Source organism: Exiguobacterium sp. SH0S2, from assembly GCF_004337185.1.
In the GTDB taxonomy this organism is placed as follows: domain Bacteria; phylum Bacillota; class Bacilli; order Exiguobacteriales; family Exiguobacteriaceae; genus Exiguobacterium; species Exiguobacterium aurantiacum_A.
On record NZ_SJVB01000002.1, the window covers coordinates 428,767 to 445,826 of the forward strand.

A 17,060-nucleotide genomic window follows, 5' to 3' on the forward strand; every position below is an offset into this window, starting at 1 on the left:
CTCCCCCTATGAACGAGATGATATTTACCAGTTCTTGCATATGTACGCTTTCGATTATCCATTAATTGTTAGTATACATGCTATGTCGGACGTAGGGACAAATATGTGAGGATCCATCACTAGCATTCATCAAAAAACGTCACGTTTTCGAAATCGAGAACGTGACGTTGTCATTTGTAATCTGGTCAGAAAGACGAAGCATCCCGTCCTGTAGTTGTTATGCTAACGCGGTGACGAGCTTTTGAAGCGCCTCTTTGAGCGGCGTCACCGGACGACCGAGCACCAATTCAAAGTCATTTGATTCGACTTCGAGTGACCCGTTGCGGATACTATCTTGAATGCCGACAACAATCGGAATCGCACCTTCCGGCACACCGGCACCGCGCATGACGTCGGCGTACGCCTCAGCACTAACTTCTTGGAGTTTGACCTCACGGCCGAGTACGTCACTGAGCGCTTCGACGAGTTCAGCTTGCGTGTGGAGCGGACCCGATAGTTCGAAGATATCTTGTTCGAAATCATCTGCCATGAGGACGTTCGCAATCGCTTCGGCGTAGTCTTGTTGCAGCGCCCAACCGACTTTCCCGTCACGGGCCGCTGTCACCCAAGGGGCACCGGCGAGCACGCCTTGAATGCCACCGAGCTCGTTCTCTAAGTACCAGTTGTTGCGCAGGAATGCGTGTGGGATCCCGGTTCGTTCGATCGCCCCTTCCGTCTCGACGTGCGGCGGTGCCATGAGATTTTGACTCTCTGTCGCATCGGCGAGGCTCGTATAGGCGATGAACTTGACCCCGGCCCGCTTCGCTGCTTCGACCGCGTTCGCATGTTGACGGATACGGGTGTCGTTATCCCCGTCCGCTGAGATAATCAGCAATCTTTCAACGCCGCGGAACGCCGTATCGAGCGTCTCTCGTTTGTCAAAGTCCCCGTGACGTACATCGACGCCTTTCGCTTTCAGCGCTTCCGCTTTCTCCGGGTTACGGACACTGACCGCAAGTTCGCTTGCCGGAATGGACTCGAGCAACACCTCGACGATTTTTGAACCGAGTTTTCCGGTCGCACCTGTGACTAAGTATTTCATGATTCATTTCCTCCTTCTCAATTTGTAGTCGAGTCAGTTACACCTGCTGTATTTGTCACTTGGTTGTTCCCTGTTAAGCTGAGAGTGTAACCATTCTGCTTACATGATTGTTCCGGAGGTGGTGGCCAATGACGATTAGAAGCCATAAAAACAAGTTCTAATGACCTCAAAAGTTTAGATTGTGCAAATTCGGTTATATTATCTATATAGATTTCAAACGAGGAGGAATTAGACACATGTCTGAACATAAAAAAAACGGTAAGTATGACCGTATCATCGATCAAGTTGCGGCCAAGGCGAAAGAAGTCACCGGAAAGATGAACGATGATAAAACTACCGGTCAACGAAGCGGCGATGGACACTCTAACTCTTTGACGGACAAAGTCAAAGGCGCCTTCAACCAATTTCAAAAGCGCAAAAAATAAGACGAAGGGCTTCCTAGCAAAACAGCTAAGAAGCCCTTTTAATGCGATTCTGTCATTTTCCAGCCCTTTCCATAGTTCCAATAGGTCCGATTTCTCCTCTCTTTGTTTTATTACGAAATACGAATTCTCTTTACTTTAAGTTCATACGAACTTATTATAAGGATATCAAGTTCACTTGAACCTATAAGGAGGAAAAATTGTTGACCCTACTCATCGCCTTTTTGGCTCTCATCATCTTCATGCTCGCGCTTGACCTCGGGGTGTTCCACCGCAAGGCACACGAAGTCTCGCTCCGTGAGGCATGGACATGGACATTCGTCTGGATCGGGATTGCCATCGCTTTCGGCGGTTGGTTGTTCTACTCGCAAGGCAGCACGGTCGCGACCGAATATGCGAGCGTCTACTTCATCGAAAAGGCACTCGCCATCGATAACGTGTTCGTCTTCTCGCTCGTCTTCGCCTATTTCGCGATCCCGCTCAAGTATCAGCATAAAGTGTTGTTCTGGGGCATCCTCGGTGCGATTCTCTTCCGGGCCATCTTCATCGTCGCCGGTGTGTCGCTTCTCGAGAACTTCGGTTGGGTCTATTACGTGTTCGGCGCTTTCCTCGTCTATACGGGCTGGATGATGTTCAAAAATATCGGCAAGGATGAGTCGCTCGAGGACAACAAGACGATCAACTGGTTGAAAAACCACTTGCCGCTCACGCAAGACATGTCGTCCGGGAAATTCACGAAGCGGATCAACGGCAAGTTATTCTTCACACCGCTCTTCATCGCTTTGATTTTTATCGAGCTGTCGGACATCGTCTTCGCCGTCGACTCGGTCGCAGCAAGCTTCGCCTACTCGCGTGACCCGTATATCATCTTCTACGCGAACATCATGGCGATCCTTGGACTTCGTAGTCTCTACTTCGTCCTCGCCAACTTGATCGATCGCTTCTACTACTTGAAGCACGGGCTCAGCTTCATGCTCGTCTTCATCGGGACGAAGATGATTTTCGGTGACGTCTACAAGATGCCGATCTGGATGTCGCTCGGCGCGATCGTGCTCGTCATCTTGATCAGTGTCGTCTACAGTTTTTACAAAACAAAACCGACTCCGTCGGAGAACGTAATATAAAGGAAGGATTGCTAGCCTGATCCAGCCTACAGGTGTATCTCGTCTAAAATCTGGGTCCATCATAAGTCTAGCAAACAAAACATCGTACTAACTATATACCGCAATCACGCTAAGCCGGGGCGCTCGCCTCGGCTTTTGTCATGTCCGCGTCTTTCGTATACACGAAAAAAGCGGCCGCGTTATTCGGCCGCTTGCATTGTCGATTCCTCTTCTTTTGCTTTTGCTTCTTCCTCTTCCCGCTCCAACTCTTCGATCAACCGCTTCATCTCGGCGATTTCGCGCTCTTGTGCCTCGATGATGTCTTCCGACAACTGTTTCACGCGCGGGTCTTCAATCTCCGCCCGCTCGCTCGTCAAGATGGCGATCGAGTGGTGCGGGATCATCGCTCTCATCCAACTGACGTCATCGACCGTCGTCTGGCTGCGGACGAGCCAAAGCGACAGCGCGAACACGAGCGCACTTGCCCCTAAGATGATGGCATTCAGTTTCTTGTTTTTGTACATCCCCCACATAAAGAGCAACATGACGAACGCCATGACCGATCCCATGATGAGTGCCATATAGAGCCGCGTCTGACTGAAGAAGATGTGGTCGAGTTGGTACACGTTCAAAAACATGAGCCAGTACATAAGGAACGTCGACACTAAAATCATTAATCCAAATTTCATGTAAGCTTTCATCGTTCTCTCCCGCCTTTCTATAATTTGCTTCTACGTATTTCTTTTCCTGTTCTTTTTTTATTGAAACACCGTTATTCATCCCTCTGAGCCCACACTTCTTCCATTTCACTTCTTTTTCACAAACAGGGGCTATACTGTCAAAATGGACTTTCGCGACAAAGGAGAAACAAAGACGTGGCAAAAACATTGCAAGACTTGTTGACTGGCTTGAAACAGATCATGTCGTGGACATATTTAGACCGTCCTGACGAGACCGTGATCGAAGGGATTTCGTTCTCTTCAAAAGAAATTAAACAAAATTTTATATTTGTCTGTATCTCGGGATATCGTCATGATGGCCATGATTTCGTGAACGAGGCGATTCATAACGGGGCAGTCGCGGTGATCGCCGAACGTCCGATCGACGCCCACGTCCCCGTCATCTACTGTCGGGACACGAAAGCCGCTTTGGCCGAACTTGCCGGCACGTTTTATGATCACCCATCCACAAAACTACGTCTCCACGGCGTCACCGGGACGAACGGTAAGACGACCACGACATCTCTCGCCCATCAATTGTTCGACCACCTCGGCATGTCGGCCGGTTTGATCGGGACGCTCGGCGTCACGTATTCCGGACGAACGGTCGAGACGTCGAATACGACTCCTGACGCCTTGACGATCAATCGTTATCTCGCGCAAATGGTCGCTTCGGGCGTGACGGACTGTCTCATTGAAGTGTCGTCCCAAGCCATCGCTGAGACACGGATTGCGGGCTTGTCGTTCAATACGGCCTCATTCCTCAATTTGTCACACGATCACTTGGACTATCACGGGACGATGGAGACGTATGCGTATACGAAAGCCCAGCTCTTCGCCCAAATCACGGACGATGGGAGCGCCATCGTCAATCGTGACGACCCGAATCATGTGCTCATGCAGTCGGTCGCACCGGCACCCGTGAGGCATGTCACATTCAGTCGACATGCGCTTGTCGCCGATCTGTACGGCCACGCCGAGGGTGACCGTTTCGTCCTTACGACGGACGGGCAGACGAGTTCGTCGGCACTTCCGTTTCAAGAAGACTACAACCTCGACAACGCCCTATGTGCGCTCAGCATCGTCCGGCAAACTGGTGTACCGCTCAACGCGGTGCTTCCCCATCTGACGTCTCTGCGCTTGCCGAGCGGCCGGCTCGAGCGCGTGACGGGTATCACGACTCCCGTCTATATCGATTACGGCCATACCCCGGACGCGATCGCAAAAGTCATCGCCGCATTGACGAGCCGTCACGAACGAGTGCTCGTCCTGCTCAGTGCTGCCGGTGAACGGGACCGGACGAAACGCGAGATTATGACCGACATCGTCGCCGCTTCCGGGGCCGACTTTCTCTTGACGGTCCATGACCCGCGTCATGAAGACCCGCAACAGATTCTTGACGACTTGGCCGGCAGACGACACGATCAGCTAGCAAGTTTCGATAATCGCGAAGACGCGATCCGCTTCTTTTGTGAACGGATGAACGACTACGATTGCGGTGTGATTTTCGGAAAAGGACACGACCGCGTCGAACGCGTCAAAGGTACGTTCGTCTCGTTTGACGAGCCCACTCTCGTCCGTCAGTTTTTTCATGACAGCGATTGATAAAGGAAAACGCGACACGTATCCCGAAACCGTTACACAACGAGATATGCGCATGGAGAAGGAGGATGAACGATGAAAATCTTGATTGTCGATGACGAGGTGAAGATGAGACGCCTCCTTCGTCTATTCCTTGAAGGTGACGGCTACACGTGCATCGAGGCGGCGGACGGACAAGAAGCGATGGAGCTCATTTCGGAGCGTCCGGACCTCGTCATGTTAGACATCATGATGCCCGGCACCGACGGCATTACGTTGTGTCGCCAAATCAAAGCGCTCGACGCTGAACTGCCCGTCGTCTTATTGACGGCTCGATCGGACAGCGAGACGACGATTCGCGGTTTGGACGCGGGTGCGGACGATTATGTGACGAAACCGTTCGAAGGAAACGTCTTACTGGCTCGCATCCGTGCCGTATTGCGGCGCAGCCGGATGACGAACGTCAGCTACGGTCAATTGCGCTATGAGGAAGCGAGCGGTCGCATCCTCTATCAAGAGCAAGAGATCGTATTGACGCCGAAAGCGACGGCCATTTTAAAACTGTTTTTGCAACATCCGAACCGACTGTACAATCGGATGGACTTGTACGACCTGGTCTGGCCTTATTCATCCGAGTCCGACCCGCGAACGGTCGACGCCCATATCCGGATGATTCGCGACAAGCTCGGGGAGGCCGGATTCCCGATCGACGACTATTTGAAGACCGTATGGGGACGCGGTTACCGTTGGACCGAGGAGCGTCCAGGGACATGAAGTTTCGTCGTAACAGTCTCCCGTTCCGGATCAGCTTGATCTTTTTGTTGACGACGCTGTTGATCGAAGGTGTGTTGTTCTTACTGCTTTACCACACGCTGCTCGGGGAACGCGTCGTCGAAGAGATTGACCGACTCGAATCGAGGGCCGAAAGCCATGCAAACGTCTTGGCGATGAGTTTCGACGACGAGACGATCGGTCACGTGGCCACGATGGAGAGTGAGACCGACACGAAAGTCGCGATCACGGCACCCGATCACTCGATTTTACAGACGTCCAATCGGTTCCCGTCCGCTTTGGCGACGCTCGTACGAACCGAGGCAAACGAAGGCAATGCGGATGCGACGACCGTTCTCGAAGACGATTGGGAGAACGAGCCGTACCTCGCCGTCCGGGCACCGGTTGAGTCGATGGAGCAAACGCGCGACGGCTACGTGTACATGTTTCTCCCGACCGAGATCATCCACGGCATCAGTCACCGGCTCCAAATTCGCTTCCTCTATATCACCGGGGTCGCCGTCGTCATCACGATCTTGACGTTCCTCTTACTTAGCCGGTTGATCTCGAACCCGATCCAGCTGTTGCGGCGGGCGACCGAAAACGTCTTGACCAATCCGGATGAATTGACGCTTCCGACGTCTCGAGAAGACGAGATCGGTGAGTTGGCCCGTTCCATCGAAGCGATGTCGCTCGAACTATCCCGTCTCCGCAAAGAGCGCAATCAATTTTTGTCGGACCTCGCCCATGAGATCAAGACGCCGCTCACCTATTTGCAAGGCTATGCCGAGATCGCGTCAAAACCGCAAACCCCGGCATCGCTAAAAGAACAGTCGATCCAAACGATCCTCGAAGAGAGCCAGGCGCTCACCGAACTCGTCGAGAATGCGTTCCAACTCGCCCAGTTAGATGAGAACACGTTCACGTTGCATCGGGAAGAAGTCGCTGCCGGCGCGCTATGCGAAGATTTACGCCGAGTGCTCAGCACGATGTTTCGCGTGACGCCGATCACCTTTGAGAGCCGCACCGCCTGTGCGATGGAAGGCGTCGGCTTACACCTGGACCGCAACCGGATTTTACAGGTGTTCCGCGCCATCGGCCACAACGCGATCGAGCATAGCGAGGCCCGGCACGTCTTTTTCGATATGACGCTCACTGCCGAATCACTCTGCTTCACGATTCACGATGACGGCAAAGGCATTCCCGATCAAGACTTGCCGCACATCTTTGACCGCCTCTATCGCGTTGAGAAATCGCGCTCCCGGCGTACAGGCGGGAGCGGGCTCGGACTCGCCATCGCCCATCAAATCATCAGACTTCACGACGGCACGTTGACCGTCGAATCGGACAGTGCCGGGACCGTGTTTTTCGTCACGTTGCCACGCCACTAAAATAGCCATTGCCCGGGGAGGCAATGGCTATTTTTCAGTTCACTTTTCCGGCTGTCAACAGCTCGATCCATTTCTCGTTTTCAAATACGTACACACTATTACTAGACGTCGCAAGTAAGAAGCGACCTTGTTCGAAGACCAGTTCGATCGGCACATCCCCATCTGCAAACGCAGGCAACTCAAGAGACGTCTCCGTTTCTTGGTTCATATCATAGACGATCAATTCAAACGAGGCGTCTCCTTTTTTGATATAAGCCACCTTTTCGTCTGTCGATGCCATCGTCACGACATCGGTCCCATCGATGAACGACGCGAACGTGTCGCCCCCGTCAGTTGACATGAGCACACCGTCCGGCCCATGCACGAAGACACGCTTCGGTTCGGTCGCGTCCGCCGTGATGCCGGCGATGCCCGCACCGTCGATCCCAGTCATCTCCATCGGTTCAAATGACACTCCACCATCGGACGAGCGATAAAATCCTGGAGTCAGCTCGGTCGTCGCTTGTTCTAGATACACGTAAATGCTTTCTGATGCATAGCCTACGCTCATATAGTGAAAATCGGCCTCACCTTCCAACGAACGGATCTCGAGCGTCTCGCCTTTGTCGGTCCCACGGACGACGCCGAGCGGATTGTCATACGGTGAATCTTCTTCCGGGTGCCCGCTCGCGTAAAAACCGTCGGCAACGAGCTCGAAGCCCATATAGTCATGTCGATTCGACGTCAGCTCGTACCATCCATCCTGTCGATATTCCATCAATCCCGCATGCGTCGCGATGACGGGGCGCCCGTCTTGCCAAAATCCGGCACCGTGGATATGCGATACCGCCAGCCCCGACGCGGCCGGTTTCCACCGGTCCACCTTTTGTTCGGTCTCCTGCTCCGTTTTCTCGGCGACAGGCGGCGTTGCTTCATTTACCGGCGTTCCTGTCCCGCACGAGGCAAGGAGCATCGTCGTCAATAACATGGGCATGAGTCGTTTACGTTTCATTCTGAATCCCTCCATCTTTAGCATCCCTCTTAGTATAGGGACCAAAGATGAAAAAATTGTTAAAGCTTGAGCGTCCGGGCGTTGAGCGCGACGATGACGGTACTGAGGCTCATCAAGACCGCCCCGACTGCCGGTGATAAGAGGATCCCGATCGGGGCCAAGACACCGGCCGCGAGCGGGATGGCGATCACGTTGTACCCGGCGGCCCACCACAGGTTTTGGATCATCTTGTTGTACGTGTTGCGGGATAAATCAAGAATCGACAACACGTCTTTCGGGTTGCTGCGGACAAGGACGATGTCGGCCGTCTCGACAGCGACGTCGGTCCCGCTTCCGATGGCGATGCCGACATCTGCTTGCGCCAAGGCCGGTGCGTCATTGATGCCGTCGCCGACCATCGCCACTTTGCTGCCGTCCGCTTGCACCGACTGGACCTGTCGTGATTTGTCATCGGGCAACACCTCGGCGTAGACTTCCTCGATTTGCAGTTGGGACGCGACCCAGTTGGCCACTTTCCGATTATCACCGGTCAACATGATTGAACGGACGCCACGCTCTTTCAACGCGCGGACCGTCTCTTTCGCCTCGTCCCGAACCATATCGGCGAGGGCGATCATCCCGACCAGCTCGCCGTTTCGAAGCGTGAAGACGACGGTCTTTCCAGCGGCGGACAGTTCCTCGAACGACGCTTCGTCGATCGAGAGACCCTGTTCACGAATATAACGTGGACTAACGACTTGGACTTTTGCCCCGTCGACACGTCCCTCCAATCCGATACCGGTGATCGAGGCAAAATCGACGACGTCGGGTAACGCTAAGCCCCGGTAGTCCGCTTCTCGAAGAATCCCTTGGGCCAGAGGATGTTGCGACGCCGTCTCGACCGCAGCCGCCAAACGCAACACCTCGTCTTCCGTATACGAAGATGTCGCTTCGATATCCGTCACGCCAAAATCACCTTGTGTCAACGTGCCCGTCTTATCAAAAATGACAGCATCGAGATGACGCGCTTCTTCAAACTGTGTCCGATTGCGGATCAACAGCCCACGTTTGGCCGAAAGAGATGTCGAGACGGCCACGACGAGCGGCAACGCAAGTCCGAGCGCATGCGGACAAGAGATGACCATGACCGTGACCATCCGTTCGACGGCCATACTGACCGGGTAACCGAGCAAAAGCCAAATGATGAACGTCAACACACCCGCGCCGACCGCGACATAGAACAAGAGTTTGGCAGCCCGGTTGGCGAGATTTTGCGTTTTCGATTTGGATTGTTGGGCCTCCTTGACCAATTCGATGACTTTTGACAAGTACGTGCTCTCTCCCGTGCTCGTCGTCGAAATTGTCATACTGCCTTCTTGGTTGATCGACCCGGCGATCACGGTGTCTCCCATCTCTTTCTCGACAGGCATCGACTCGCCGGTCAGCATCGATTCGTCAATCGTCGTCCGTCCTGTGAGCAACTCACCATCGACCGGGATCTGCTCACCTGGTTTGACGAGAATCACATCCCCGACGCTCAAGGCAGACACCGGGACGTCTTCAATCGCGTCCCCGTTCCGCCGATGTGCGACGCTCGGTAGCAGGCGAACGAGTTGTTGCAACGCGTTAGATGCTCCCATGATCGAGCGCATTTCAATCCAATGGCCGAGCAGCATGATGACGATCAACGTCGCCAGTTCCCAAAAGAAGTCATGCCCGTGTCCATATCCGAACACGATGGCCACACTATAGAAGTAAGCGACACTGATCGCCAGCCCGATGAGCATCATCATCCCCGGGTTCTTTTGACGCAATTCGTCCACGCTGCCTTTCAAGAACGGCCATCCCCCGTAGATATAGACGATGGTCGCCAACACGAAAAGCATCTCCTTGTCATAAGGAAACGCGAGTTCAAAACCGGCCCACTGTTGAATCATATCTGAGAGAAGTAGGATTGGGACCGTCAAACCTAGAGAGACAAAAAATCGACGCTTATACGCTTCAATCATCCCTTCATGTCCAGTTGCATGCGAGTCGTGTGCTTCCACGTGTCCATGATGTGCATGTTCCACATCGACCACCTCCTATATACACTACATACCCCCATTGGGTATGCAGAAACAACTTTTATCATTTAACAAATATTTCATAATTCGTTGGTATAACTAAATGGGCACTCGCTTTAAATGGAAAGGATGATGCCTTATGAACCGCGTAATGAAATGGGTTATCGGGATGGGTATCTTAAGTATCGTCACTGGACTGCTCCTCTTGTTGTTCACGTTCGCTCCCGGACGCTGGATGATGGGAAACGGATTCTTCATGGGAGACCGGGACGATGTTGGCATGATGCACGGCAACGGCGGGATGGGACGTGGCAACTCCATCAATCTCGTCTCCTCGAGCGAGCCGACCAAACCGCTCCCGATCCCCGAACGGCTGCGACCAGATCGCGTCACGGAAGACGAGCTCTATTACACCGTTCGGGCGCAAATAGGTGACAGTCAGTTTTTGAGCGCGGGCGCTCAAACCGAGACGCTCGGCTATAACGGGGATTTGCTCGGCCCGATGATCGAATTGCCAAAAGGAAAGACCGTGTATATCAACACGATCAATCAATTGAATGATTCGACCTCGTTCCATTGGCACGGTCTCGTCATTCCAGGAAAAGAAGACGGTGGGCCCCACCAATTGATCAATCCGGGCGAACAACACCAAGTTCGTCTCGACATCGACCAAGAACCAGGTACGCTCTGGTTTCATCCCCATCCGATGGGAGATACGGCCGAGCAAGTGTATCGAGGGTTGGCCGGACTCTTGTACGTGACAGATGAAAGTGCCGAAACCGACATCCCGAACGAGTACGGCGTCGATGACATCCCGCTCATCGTACAGGACCGTCTCTTCACAGACGACGGCCGCCTCGACTACGACCGCCAGATGAACATCGATGGCACGGTCGGCGATACGCTCCTCGCGAACGGGTCGATTAATACGACGTTCGACGTGACGACGAACACGTTACGCGTCCGTCTCGTCAACGGCTCCAACGCACGGAATCTCGACTTCTCACTATCGAACGGAGAACCGTTCACACAAATCGCGACCGACGGCGGGTTGCTCGACAAACCAGTATCACTCAAAACGTTGACGCTCACACCTAGCGAACGAGCCGAGATTTTAATCGATTTTTCAGACCTGTCACTTGGGGACGACATCGCCCTTCAAGCGGATGGAATCCCGTTCACGACGTTCACGGTGCGTGACCGAATCGATCAAGACGGCGAATGGATCGATGCCTTTGAAGGAGCGTCTGTCTCTAACGACTCAAGCGTTGCCGATCGACGCCTCACATTGTTCGGCATGGGCAACATGGTGACGATTGACGGCAAACAGTTTGACCCGGGCCGGATCGACATCGACGTGCAGCAAGGGACGACCGAGGTGTGGGAGATTTACAACCGAAAAGACATGATGGGCGGAATGACCCATCCGTTCCACGTCCACGGCGTCCAGTTCCGGATTCTCGAACGGGACGGTAACCCGCCCCCTGACAATGAACGAGGCTGGAAAGACACGGTCGCCGTCGCCCCAGGTGAAAAAGTAAAAATCGAGATGACGTTTAAAGAAACAGGGACGTTCATGTATCACTGTCATATTCTCGAGCATGAAGAGAACGGAATGATGGGGCAATTGCGCGTCAACAAATAACATGTACGGAGGGAAAATCATGAATTTGCATAAAAAACTAGCAATGATGACGATCGCACTCTCGCTCAGCGGGTTGCTCGCAGCATGCGGCGGCGATGAGGAAGCAACGTCGAACGAGACTGACATGGGTGAACAGATGGAAGAGACGATGGACGGAACCGACCACTCGGGAATGGACATGTCAGGCTCTGGTGACGTGCCAGGTGATTTAACAGCGGCCGAGGACCCTGAGCATGCTGTCGGTGACACAGCCATCATCACAGAAGCACATATGCCGGGAATGGAAGGTGCCGAGGCCACCATCGTCGGTGCTTACGACACGTTCGTCTACAGTATCTCCTATGACCCAATGCAAGGGGGCGAACGCGTCGATGATCATAAGTGGATCATCCATGAAGAAATTGAAGATGCGACAGCTTCCCCATACAAGATCGGTGATGAGGTCGACGTCGAGGCCGAACATATGGAAGGCATGGACGGTACGACTGCTACTATCGATTCCGTCGAAGAGACGACCGTCTATATGATTGACTTCACTTTAGAGTCTGGCGAGAAAGTGACCAATCATAAGTGGGTCACAGAGGACGAACTGTCCGCTCAATGAAGCAAGAAGAATATGTATATGCGCAAACGGCCACACCCTTTTAAAAAGGATGTGGCCGTTTTGTTTGCACATAGTCAGACAAGGCGACTATGTTACTTGATGCTTGTGAAAGAATTGCGAACTTTAAGAATAAATTTCAATATATTTTTTTGAAATATAAATGACATATTTAATTATATTTTTTGATGGTAAAATTCCTAAAGAAGGTTAAGAAAAACATCGTTCCGTCGCCCTGTTAACTGACCGAAAGGATTTACCAAAAAATGAAAAAACAATTAATGACAATTACTCTCGGCGCACTTCTCGTTTCCGGTTTGACGCTTCAAACGTCAACACCGGTAGAGGCAGCCACTTCTTATAAAGTCAAAATCACAACGAACAGCTTGAACGTGCGGACGGGTCCATCGACCGCCTACAAAAAAGTCGGCAGCGCCAAGCTCGGTCAATCGTTCACGTATCTAGGGGCGACCGGCTCATGGACGAAAATCAATTACAACGGCAGCACGAAATATGTAGCGAGTACATATGTCAAAAAATATAGCGGTACGGCATTGAAGGCGGCCACGGCGGCTAAATTCATCATGCCGGCGAAAGGCACGTTGTCGCAAGGGTATGGCCCGGCGAGCGGAAAGTACGGTTACACGTTCCATAACGGCATCGACATCGCGGCTGCCAAAGGGACACCGATCCAAGCGGCCGCTTCCGGTCAAGTCATCGTCGCCCGTAACTATGGCGCCTACGGGAACCACGTCATGATCTCGCATACGATCAACGGCCAAGCGTACACGAGCGTCTATGCCCACATGGATCGGTTGAACGTCGTCAAAGGCCAATCGATTTCGAAAGGCGCGAACATCGGGACGATCGGGAATACCGGCAACTCGTTCGGGAGCCACCTCCACTTCGAGATCCATAAAAACAAGTACGTCTATAGCGGCTCGACAGCCGCCAACAGCGTCAACCCGTATACGTTATTCTAAAAAATACACCTTCATCCGCTAAAGGATGAAGGTGTATTTTTTAGCGCCGGAACGTATCTACGTGATCACGTGCGAACGCAGCAAACGAACGCGGCTTCTCCCCGGTCAACCGTTCAAAGTCGTCCGTCACCGCCTTCGCCGTCCCGAGCCGTGTCATGAGGTAGAGCGCCATCGTCACATTCACATACGCTGGATCCAGGCCACGTTCCTGAATATAGTGTGAGCGATAGCGCAGCATGCTCGGCTTGGCGTACGTGATGCGCCGCCCGGTCAGAATCGTCAATTGGTTGGCGATGTCGACATAATCGAGCGCCTCGGGTCCGGTGAGCGTATAGGCCGTATTGCGATGTGACTCCGGGTCAGCCAAGACGTGCGCGATCGCCTTGCCGATATCCTCGGCGTCGATGAAGCTGACTTGACTGTTACCGGCCGGGATGAAGATCTCGTCGTCTTGACGGATCTCCTCGGCGTGGACGCCGGTCACGTTCTGCATGAAGAAACCCGGCCGAATATGAACGGATGGAACACCTGACTGCTCGATGTACTTCTCGATCTTATAGTGTGGCGGGAACGGATTCGTCTCGACGCCCATGAGTGAAAGAAAGGCGACGAGTCGAATCGAACGTTCGGCCATCGCCTCAATGAACGGAACGAACACGTCCGCGTCCCCGATCTGTGGCGGACGCATCAAAAAGACGCGATCGACCCCGTCTAGCGCCGCTTCGTACGTGTCCGGGTTTTCAAAATCGAGTTCGACGTGTCGTGCCGCCGTCGGGAAGCGCCGCTGCAGCTCGTCCACCCTGCTCCCGGCCGCGACGACAGCTTCCCCTCGATTCTCTAAATACTTCACAACGTATTGTCCGACGTTCCCGGTCGCACCGGTCACTAAAATCGCTTGCTTCATCATATCCCCTCCTCTTCTCATTGTCGTATAGCCCCGTCTGTTTGTGTTTGAACAATTTGTGCCGACCGTCCCAATTTCCTCTCATTTTTAGGTAGGTCCATGGACTATATAGGGAAATACTGCACAATGTCGTATAATAGAGACAAATCAATCGACATCGTAGAGAGGAGGCCGACGCATGGACCGAAACCGATTTTATCGTTCATCCGCAAGGCACGGCCGAACACGTCCAAAACGAGCCATCCCGAACTATTCAACACGACGCTTGCCGCACTCTCCCATCGCTTCACTCATCGAGGAAGTGCAGGATGCCGTCTGTTATATCGATTTTACCCGCAACCACCTGTATACGAACCAACCGCTCCGTGCTTTTTGTCCGTCGCTGACGACGCGACGCTTCACCGATTTCGAGACCTTGAGCCGCTTCCTCCATGACGTGTTCGAACGGAACGGGGCCGACCCGGTCGCCGTGACGTCTTTTTGGGAAGAATTGCTCGACAATCGCTTCGGCTGCTGTCCGAGTATGGAACCCCACTACTTCCAACTTGGCGACCGGACGCTGCAACTCATCTTGAACTTCACCCACACCCCGCGCGGCGTGTTCATCCTCTGGCGCGACGAGACCGAAGCGCGCCGGTTCGAGGAGCAGAAAGACTCATTTTTGGCCGAGCTGTCGCATGAGTTCCGCTCACCGCTCACCGCCATCAGCGGCTACACCGAACTGCTCATGTACCAACATACCGATAACGAGAAGACGCACGGCATGCTGACGCTCGTGAAGCGAGAAGCGGAGCGGCTCGAACGGCTCGTCGATAACTTCCTCGACTATCAACGCGTCAACTACTCCGCGGAATTGCTGACGCTGTCGACGTTCGCACTCAAACCGGTTCTTGAAGGCATTGTCGCCCACTATGAGACGACATCCCCGAATCACCAGGTCGTCTTGTCCACTTGCGACGCGACGATCGAGGCCGACCAGGAGAAGTTGTTGCAGCTGCTTCACAACTTGATCGGCAACGCCATCAAGTATTCACCGAAAGGCGGGACGATCCGGATCACGGGCTCGATGGACGATACGACGCTCGTCTTGTCCGTCCGTGACCCAGGCATCGGTATCCCTCCTGAGTCCATCCCTTACATCTTTGACGAGTACTACCGGGTCGACTCCGACTCCCACCGTCCGATCAAAGGGACCGGGCTCGGCCTGCGCATCTGCAAACGGATCGCCGAGGCGCACGGTTGGGGCATCCACGCCGACTCCGTGTACGGAGAAGGGACGACGTTCTCAATTTACTTATATGACTGATCAACAAAGGGGCCCGGCAATGTATGCCAGGCCCCTGTTTGTTATGCGGCTTTTCGAACCGGTGCGTCGCACTCGAGATTTTGGGCGCGCATCGCTTTGGCGTGCTTGAAGAACAAGAAGAACAATGTCACCGTCCCGACCGTCGCGATGACGTACGGAATGACCCCATCCATCTTGAAGCCGATCGGCGCCGTCAAGATATAGAACCAGACCGCATACAGCATGAACGTCCCCGGGACGAGCGCGATCCAGTAGTTGCGTCCTTTGATGTACAAGTACGTCGCCCCGACGAACAAGGCGATAACCGCCGTCGTCTGGTTGGCCCAGTTGAAATATTGCCAGAGGAGACGGAAGTCGACTTTCGTCAAGATGAACGAGATGACGAACAACGGGAGTGCGATCCAAAGGCGTGATGCGAACTTCTTCTGCGCGATCTTCATGTAGTCGGCGATGATCATCCGGGCGCTACGGAACGCCGTGTCACCTGACGTGATCGGCAAGACGATGACACCGAGGATGGCGAGCGTGCCGCCGATGCTGCCGAGCATGAGCGTTGCCACTTCTTGGACGACGAGCGCCGGTGTGCCGGCGTTGATCATCGCGAGCAGTTGACCCGGTTCGAAGATCGCCATCGCGGCCGCTGCCCAGATCATGGCGATGACGGCCTCGACGATCATCATGCCGTAGAAGATGCTGCGACCATTGCTTTCTTTCATCGTCGTCCGCGAGATGATCGGCGACTGCGTCGCGTGGAATCCTGAAAGCGCGCCGCACGAGATTGTGAAGAACAAGAGCGGCCAGATCGGCAAGCCGTCCGGGTGCATGTTCGTGAACGTCATCTCAGGGACCTGATAGCCTTGGGCGAACAGGCTGACGGCGATGCCGACGGCGCTGATCAACAAGAGCGCCCCGAAGAACGGGTAGATGCGCCCGATGATCTTATCGACAGGTAAGAGCGTCGCCAAAATGTAGTAGCCGAAGATGGCGAGGAGCACCCAGGCGAGCGTCGACGCGTTACCGTCGAACAAGTTGTTGATCATGTTGGCCGGTGACGTAACGAACACCGTCCCGACAAGCAGTAGCAACAAGAGCGCGAACCCGTTGACGACGTGGCGGAGCGAGCGGCCGAGGAACTTCTCGGCGAGCTGCGGCAAGTGTGCGCCGTTGTTCCGGAGCGAGATCATCCCGGTCAAGTAGTCGTGTACCGCCCCGGCAAAGATTGACCCGACGACAATCCAAAGGAATGCGACCGGACCGTAGAGTGCTCCCATGATCGGACCGAAGATCGGACCGACGCCGGCGATGTTCAACAGTTGGATCATCGAGTTACGTTTTTTTCCCATCGGTACATAGTCGACACCATCCTGAGACGCATAGGCGGGCGTCGTCCGTTCCTCCTTGATGCCGAACGTCTTCTCGACGTAACGGCCGTAGACGAGGTACCCGACCAATAATAATCCTAGTGCAATAAAAAATGTAATCATCTTCTCTTCCTCCTATAATATGACCCATGTATG

At 53.7% G+C, this 17,060-nt stretch carries 15 protein-coding genes; 9 read left to right on the top strand and 6 right to left on the bottom strand.

All coding sequences use genetic code 11. The features are described from left to right. Window positions 1-217: 217 nt before the first annotated feature. Window positions 218-1,081 carry an SDR family oxidoreductase gene (locus EVJ21_RS06895; RefSeq protein ID WP_131490208.1) on the bottom strand — a complete coding sequence of 288 codons (864 nt, stop codon included), beginning with the start codon at window positions 1,079-1,081 and terminating at the stop codon, window positions 218-220. A 236-nt stretch (window positions 1,082-1,317) separates the two neighbouring features. Between EVJ21_RS06895 and EVJ21_RS06900 the strand changes: the two genes are divergently transcribed. Both EVJ21_RS06900 and EVJ21_RS06905 read left to right on the top strand, forming a co-directional pair. After that, window positions 1,318-1,506, top strand: a complete 189-nt coding sequence (locus tag EVJ21_RS06900) for a CsbD family protein (protein WP_131490209.1) — start codon at window positions 1,318-1,320, stop codon at window positions 1,504-1,506. Between the two features lie 200 nt (window positions 1,507-1,706). Beyond that, a complete protein-coding gene (locus tag EVJ21_RS06905) occupies window positions 1,707-2,627 on the top strand; it encodes a TerC family protein (RefSeq protein ID WP_131490210.1) in 921 nt (306 codons plus the stop codon). 179 nt (window positions 2,628-2,806) lie between these two features. Here the strand turns inward: EVJ21_RS06905 and EVJ21_RS06910 are convergent, their stop codons facing one another. Further along, window positions 2,807-3,307 carry a DUF305 domain-containing protein gene (locus tag EVJ21_RS06910; RefSeq protein WP_131490211.1) on the bottom strand — a complete coding sequence of 167 codons (501 nt, stop codon included), beginning with the start codon at window positions 3,305-3,307 and terminating at the stop codon, window positions 2,807-2,809. A gap of 174 nt (window positions 3,308-3,481) precedes the next feature. Between EVJ21_RS06910 and EVJ21_RS06915 the strand changes: the two genes are divergently transcribed. The 3 genes from EVJ21_RS06915 (at window position 3,482) to EVJ21_RS06925 (ending at window position 7,068) form a co-directional block, all read left to right on the top strand. Continuing rightward, window positions 3,482-4,930 carry a UDP-N-acetylmuramoyl-L-alanyl-D-glutamate--2,6-diaminopimelate ligase gene (locus EVJ21_RS06915; RefSeq protein ID WP_131490212.1) on the top strand — a complete coding sequence of 483 codons (1,449 nt, stop codon included), beginning with the start codon at window positions 3,482-3,484 and terminating at the stop codon, window positions 4,928-4,930. Between the two features lie 72 nt (window positions 4,931-5,002). Beyond that, a complete protein-coding gene (locus EVJ21_RS06920) occupies window positions 5,003-5,680 on the top strand; it encodes a response regulator transcription factor (protein ID WP_131490213.1) in 678 nt (225 codons plus the stop codon). After that, a complete protein-coding gene (locus EVJ21_RS06925) occupies window positions 5,677-7,068 on the top strand; it encodes a sensor histidine kinase (protein WP_161568951.1) in 1,392 nt (463 codons plus the stop codon). Before EVJ21_RS06920 ends, EVJ21_RS06925 begins: the two co-directional genes overlap by 4 nt. A gap of 34 nt (window positions 7,069-7,102) precedes the next feature. Here the strand turns inward: EVJ21_RS06925 and EVJ21_RS06930 are convergent, their stop codons facing one another. Both EVJ21_RS06930 and EVJ21_RS06935 read right to left on the bottom strand, forming a co-directional pair. Next, window positions 7,103-8,059, bottom strand: a complete 957-nt coding sequence (locus EVJ21_RS06930; protein ID WP_131490215.1) for a F510_1955 family glycosylhydrolase — start codon at window positions 8,057-8,059, stop codon at window positions 7,103-7,105. A gap of 59 nt (window positions 8,060-8,118) precedes the next feature. Beyond that, on the bottom strand, window positions 8,119-10,047 hold the full coding sequence (locus tag EVJ21_RS06935; protein WP_131490345.1) for a heavy metal translocating P-type ATPase: 1,929 nt from the start codon (window positions 10,045-10,047) through the stop codon (window positions 8,119-8,121). 196 nt (window positions 10,048-10,243) lie between these two features. On the opposite strand from EVJ21_RS06935, the gene EVJ21_RS06940 reads away from it, so the two are divergent. From EVJ21_RS06940 to EVJ21_RS06950, 3 genes are all read left to right on the top strand, one after another. Then, entirely contained in the window at window positions 10,244-11,749 is a 1,506-nt protein-coding gene (locus EVJ21_RS06940) for a multicopper oxidase family protein (protein ID WP_131490216.1), read from the top strand. 19 nt (window positions 11,750-11,768) lie between these two features. Beyond that, entirely contained in the window at window positions 11,769-12,353 is a 585-nt protein-coding gene (locus tag EVJ21_RS06945; RefSeq protein ID WP_131490217.1) for a YdhK family protein, read from the top strand. Between the two features lie 263 nt (window positions 12,354-12,616). After that, on the top strand, window positions 12,617-13,333 hold the full coding sequence (locus EVJ21_RS06950; RefSeq protein ID WP_131490218.1) for a peptidoglycan DD-metalloendopeptidase family protein: 717 nt from the start codon (window positions 12,617-12,619) through the stop codon (window positions 13,331-13,333). Between the two features lie 40 nt (window positions 13,334-13,373). On the opposite strand, the gene EVJ21_RS06955 is transcribed toward EVJ21_RS06950, so the two are convergent. Further along, window positions 13,374-14,237 carry an SDR family oxidoreductase gene (locus tag EVJ21_RS06955; RefSeq protein ID WP_236636569.1) on the bottom strand — a complete coding sequence of 288 codons (864 nt, stop codon included), beginning with the start codon at window positions 14,235-14,237 and terminating at the stop codon, window positions 13,374-13,376. A 178-nt stretch (window positions 14,238-14,415) separates the two neighbouring features. Here EVJ21_RS06955 and EVJ21_RS06960 point away from each other — a divergent pair, with 178 nt between their 5' ends. Further along, window positions 14,416-15,543, top strand: a complete 1,128-nt coding sequence (locus EVJ21_RS06960; protein WP_236636570.1) for a sensor histidine kinase — start codon at window positions 14,416-14,418, stop codon at window positions 15,541-15,543. Between the two features lie 41 nt (window positions 15,544-15,584). Here the strand turns inward: EVJ21_RS06960 and EVJ21_RS06965 are convergent, their stop codons facing one another. Then, a complete protein-coding gene (locus tag EVJ21_RS06965) occupies window positions 15,585-17,027 on the bottom strand; it encodes a carbon starvation CstA family protein (protein ID WP_070328143.1) in 1,443 nt (480 codons plus the stop codon). Window positions 17,028-17,060: the final 33 nt, after the last annotated feature.

Excerpts from the sequence above, each read along its gene's own strand:
- EVJ21_RS06965 (WP_070328143.1), bottom strand. The coding sequence starts at position 17,027 with ATGATTACATTTTTTATTGCACTAGGATTATTATTGGTCGGGTACCTC.
- EVJ21_RS06925 (WP_161568951.1), top strand. The coding sequence starts at position 5,677 with ATGAAGTTTCGTCGTAACAGTCTCCCGTTCCGGATCAGCTTGATCTTT.
- EVJ21_RS06930 (WP_131490215.1), bottom strand. The coding sequence starts at position 8,059 with ATGAAACGTAAACGACTCATGCCCATGTTATTGACGACGATGCTCCTT.
- EVJ21_RS06910 (WP_131490211.1), bottom strand. The coding sequence starts at position 3,307 with ATGAAAGCTTACATGAAATTTGGATTAATGATTTTAGTGTCGACGTTC.
- EVJ21_RS06920 (WP_131490213.1), top strand. The coding sequence starts at position 5,003 with ATGAAAATCTTGATTGTCGATGACGAGGTGAAGATGAGACGCCTCCTT.
- EVJ21_RS06895 (WP_131490208.1), bottom strand. The coding sequence starts at position 1,081 with ATGAAATACTTAGTCACAGGTGCGACCGGAAAACTCGGTTCAAAAATC.
- EVJ21_RS06900 (WP_131490209.1), top strand. The coding sequence starts at position 1,318 with ATGTCTGAACATAAAAAAAACGGTAAGTATGACCGTATCATCGATCAA.
- EVJ21_RS06950 (WP_131490218.1), top strand. The coding sequence starts at position 12,617 with ATGAAAAAACAATTAATGACAATTACTCTCGGCGCACTTCTCGTTTCC.
- EVJ21_RS06960 (WP_236636570.1), top strand. The coding sequence starts at position 14,416 with ATGGACCGAAACCGATTTTATCGTTCATCCGCAAGGCACGGCCGAACA.
- EVJ21_RS06945 (WP_131490217.1), top strand. The coding sequence starts at position 11,769 with ATGAATTTGCATAAAAAACTAGCAATGATGACGATCGCACTCTCGCTC.
- EVJ21_RS06940 (WP_131490216.1), top strand. The coding sequence starts at position 10,244 with ATGAACCGCGTAATGAAATGGGTTATCGGGATGGGTATCTTAAGTATC.
- EVJ21_RS06935 (WP_131490345.1), bottom strand. The coding sequence starts at position 10,047 with ATGATTGAAGCGTATAAGCGTCGATTTTTTGTCTCTCTAGGTTTGACG.
- EVJ21_RS06955 (WP_236636569.1), bottom strand. The coding sequence starts at position 14,237 with ATGAAGCAAGCGATTTTAGTGACCGGTGCGACCGGGAACGTCGGACAA.